This is a genomic window from Oscillatoria sp. HE19RPO (assembly GCF_024220515.1).
GTDB lineage: Bacteria > Cyanobacteriota > Cyanobacteriia > Cyanobacteriales > Laspinemataceae > Laspinema.
Map to the genome: position 1 here is coordinate 1 of NZ_JAMXOT010000336.1, position 3759 is coordinate 3759.

Genomic DNA, 3759 nt, shown 5'->3' on the forward strand with positions numbered 1-3759 from the left:
CAAAATTTATGAGAGAAACCCGGTTTCTGGTCCTGGGGGTTTTACCAGGGGTTAGGGATTCGGGCCAATTTGAGCAGGCATTGGGGATTTAAGCGGTTTCTCCACCTCCAGGGTCGGGACTTCGACTGTTTCCTTCAGCGAACTCATATCTGGACCGATCGCTGCTTCGCTGTTTTCTAATAGCTGAGAAGCGTAGACCCCGAGTTTTTCATGGGCCAAAGTTGTGGGATGAATATCATCCCAAAATAGATATTCATTGGGATTTTGGCAAATCATCCCCCGTTGTTGATTCAGACAAGGTTCTGTAACATTTTCAAAGCCAAAATTCGCCGGGTTGTCCAACACCCGATTATAAATTTCATTAACATCTAAGGGAATGATTTCCACATCAGAACCCAGGCGGCTGCTCAACTGTTGCAAAGACTGGGATAATTTCTGATTATGCAGCCGAATTAACTCATTTAACTGCACCGAACTTTGACGATTTCGAGTTCCGGGTAAACTTCCTAAATCCGGCAGATTCGGCACCAGAAAATTTTGAGCGCCCATTGCTGCTAGGGTGGCGATCGCCTCAGAAACATTCGACACAGGTTGATTGGTATTTCTCTCCTGATTTCCTAGGTAATCGTTGGGTCCCGCCCAGACAATATAAAGGGCATTAGGGTCTGCTGAATCTTGGGTTTGTTGGAAGCGATTCACCTGATCCAACAGTCCTCGCGAGGGGGTTTCATTCCGATTCATTTCCCCAGTCGTCGCCCCCCCGTATGCAAAATTCGTATCCGGATTAAACGGAATATTTAACTCTCCCGCCAGATATTCTACCCACACGGGACCATTAGAAAACCGTCCCTCAAAGTACAAGGAACTGGGGGGATATTGAGCTTGGGACTGTTCAAACAACTGCCCCGTATCGGAGAGACTGTCACCAAAAACATATATCTCGCTAAAGTTGGCTGCCATAACAGGACCTGGAATTAAAACAGAAAAAAGGACGGCTGCACTTGCTAAAATCCGTTGTCGCATGGTAATCTTCAGAGGGTCTCCTGGGGGTAATCACCGGGGATGGAAAGAGTCGCGATCTGGACTCGCTCATTTCAATTCTCTGGCGGAAGAAAGAACGGTCCGGAATAACTCTATCTTTTCATGTTCCTAGCCCAGTTGCCCTCTCTCGCCAGTCGGAGATTTCCCTGGGAAAGGACCGGTCATCTCAGCAGTTAGGCATAATAATTTTTAGGATAATTTTGAGAAAAATCCCTCTTGAGGATAGGTAATTTTTTCTATCTTTATGCTACCATTAGGTGCATTATAACCCCAACTGAATTGCGGATTAGAACTTCCGCACTATGTAATTTAAAACCGTAAATGTAGGGGCGATTCGCGAATCGCCCTACAATAGACGAGGTATTGCCGAATTCAAAAAGTCCCCCTTTTTAAGGGTGACCTCCCTCAAAGTGAGCGATCCCGGTTAAATTCCTTTCAGAGTTTTGAGAGACTCTTCCACATGACCCTCAAAATTCATCATAGAATTGAAGATATGGCGGACAACGCCCTGTTTATCAATCACATAGGTGACGCGCCCGGGGAGGAGTCCCAAGGTTGAGGGGACCCCATAGAGTTTGCGAAGGGCTTTATCGCGATCGCTTAACAGGGTAAACGGCAGACTGTACTTACTGGCGAATTTTTGGTGAGAATCCGCTGAATCGCTGCTGACCCCGATTACCTCGGCCCCCGCTTGTTTGAACTGTTCATAACTATCCCGAAAGGCGCAAGATTCCTTCGTGCATCCGGGCGTATCATCTTTTGGATAAAAATAGAGCACCACACTAGATTTCCCTCGAAAATCGCTGAGTTTAACGGTTTCCCCGGTTTGAGATGGCAAACTAAAATCTGGGGCGGTATCTCCGATTTGTACGCTCATAATCCCTAGTCCTGGGTATTTTCTCTGCAAAATGTTAACTTTTGTAATGTTACCGCAATTTGTCCCCGCAATGGTAACCCTCCCCGGTGAAGAAATTAGAGAAAGGCTTGATTTAGCCATCAGACTAGGCACTCCCTTAAATGCTGAGTGCTGGTTCAGTCATCATCTACACAAGATTAGAAAAAATTAATCACTCATGATTCGACATTTCTTCGCCGGTGGACTAGCGGGTTTAGTCATGGTAACCGCGATGCCTAGTTTCTCCCATGCCACTCTGCCTCCCGTGAGTCAGAGCAATTTCCCACCCGATTTAGAACAGGCAGAAGCTTACAATAACCAGGGATATGATTTAGCGAGTCAGGGAAGATTTATCGAAGCCGTAGCAGCTTTTGAACAAGCAGTCGCCCTCTATCCCGATTATGATACCGCCTACAATAACCTGGGAATTACTTACGCTCAACTGGGAAAATTCTCAGAAGCTGTGAGCGCCTTTGAACAAGCCATTGCCCTGAATTCCGGCAATGTCGAATACTATAATAACCTCGGCAGTGCCTTGGGTTCCTTGGGGAGAATCGACGAAGCCACTACCGTTTTTAGAGAGGCGATCGCCCGCTATCCCAACGAACCCGATAGCCATTTTAATTTAGCCATTGCCTTCTTAAATCAAAATCAATTTCCCGAAGCTATTGCCGCATTGAAAACCGCCCGAGACTTATACGAAATTCGCAATAATTTCGCAGCAGTCCAACAAATCAATCAAATTTTACAAGACTTAGAACCCTAACCCCAACCCGGCTAGTTTGCCCTAGCGAAACAACCCTTTGATTTCCTGCAAAAATGCCGAAGTCTCCCCTTTTGCCCGAGGATGAGTTAAAATTCCATGACTTGGACTCAACAGCAAAGCTAACAGGAAAAACCCAGAAACCACTAACACAATCGCCGGACCGGAGGGGATATTTTGATAAAAACTCCAATACATTCCCGAGACACTCGAAACAATGCCAATCAGCGCCCCGACAATCATCACCTGATGGAGGCGAGGCACCAATAAATAGGCTGTAGCACCAGGGGCAATCAGCAGGGACAAAACCAGCACCACTCCCACCGCTTTCATACTGGCGACAACAGTCAGGGCAATCAAAACCATTAACCCAAAATTGAGCAAATTCACCGGAAGTCCTGCGGCTTGAGCGCCCAAGGGGTCAAAGGTGTAAAACAACAGTTCTTTGTACAGTAAAAAAACCACCGCGAGGGTTAAAAATGCAATCAGCGCGGTGGTTTTTACATCTTCTGAGGTAACGGCAAGAATATTGCCGAATAAAAAATGATTGAGGTCAATTTTTTCGTCCTTTTGAATCAGGGTAATTAAAGTAATGCCCAAGGCAAAAAAGGAAGATAAAACAATTCCCATTGCGGCATCTTCTTTAATGGGCGATCGCGTTCTAATCCAGGCGATCACCACGGTACTGAGGACCCCGGCAATAAAAGCGCCCACAAAAATATTCGCCCCAATTCCATAAGCGACTGCCAATCCGGGGAGGACCGAATGCCCGATCGCATCTCCTAATAAAGCCAGACGCTGGACCATTAAATAACTGCCAACCACAGCACAAATCAAGCCCACTAAAATCGCTACGATGAGCGATCGTTGCATAAAACTATATTGAAGCGGTTCAATTAATCCGTCTAACATGGCAGGGGAATTTATACAGAACTTAGAGGGGCACTAGGAAAAAACGGACCTCACCCCCCCTTACAAGACTAAGTTTTTTACGCTTAACTGCACATCCGGTCCCCTCCCCTTAGCAAGGGGAGGGTTAGGGTGGGGTTCTCCTAACCAG

The 3759-nt window shown here is 46.4% G+C and carries 4 protein-coding genes; 1 reads left to right on the forward strand and 3 read right to left on the reverse strand.

Features of this window, described 5'->3' with window-relative positions; all coding sequences use genetic code 11:
• Positions 1–51 precede the first annotated feature (51 nt).
• Positions 52–960: an SGNH/GDSL hydrolase family protein gene (locus NG833_RS25700; protein WP_254568122.1), complete on the reverse strand. Its 909-nt coding sequence runs from the start codon at positions 958–960 to the stop codon at positions 52–54.
• A gap of 505 nt (positions 961–1465) precedes the next feature.
• Complete coding sequence (locus tag NG833_RS25705; RefSeq protein ID WP_254568123.1) at positions 1466–1918, reverse strand: peroxiredoxin; 453 nt, start codon at positions 1916–1918, stop codon at positions 1466–1468.
• A gap of 196 nt (positions 1919–2114) precedes the next feature.
• Between NG833_RS25705 and NG833_RS25710 the strand changes: the two genes are divergently transcribed.
• Complete coding sequence (locus tag NG833_RS25710) at positions 2115–2702, forward strand: tetratricopeptide repeat protein (protein WP_254568124.1); 588 nt, start codon at positions 2115–2117, stop codon at positions 2700–2702.
• Positions 2703–2723: 21 nt separating this feature from the next.
• Here the strand turns inward: NG833_RS25710 and NG833_RS25715 are convergent, their stop codons facing one another.
• Positions 2724–3611 carry a metal ABC transporter permease gene (locus NG833_RS25715; RefSeq protein ID WP_254568125.1) on the reverse strand — a complete coding sequence of 296 codons (888 nt, stop codon included), beginning with the start codon at positions 3609–3611 and terminating at the stop codon, positions 2724–2726.
• Positions 3612–3759: the final 148 nt, after the last annotated feature.